Below are 244 nucleotides of genomic sequence, written 5' to 3'. Positions count from 1 at the left end.
AGGAGTCCGCATAGACCGAGATCGGGTCCTCGTCCAGAAGATAGCGCACGACGTCGAAGGCGTGGATGGACATGTCGACCAGAAGCGGTGAAGCCATTTCCTCCCTGAAGCCGCCGAAGTGAGGGGCTCTGAAGAACTGGTGAGTGAGGATGCCGATATGCCCGATGCGCGTCAGTGCGGCCTTGTAGGCAGCGAGCGTTCGGTAGTACCGGCGCGACTGACTGATCATCACCCCCTCTTCCCC

Annotated in this window: 1 pseudogene; it reads right to left on the bottom strand. The window is 60.7% G+C overall.

What is annotated here, in order from left to right:
• A pseudogene (locus tag ACPYOG_RS20325) lies at window positions 1-244 on the bottom strand (gfo/Idh/MocA family oxidoreductase); the annotation flags it as partial.

This window comes from Leifsonia sp. HAY1-4F, assembly GCF_056755275.1.
The sequence above is the reverse complement of the archived record's forward strand: the minus strand, read 5'-3'. Positions and strand labels throughout refer to the sequence as shown.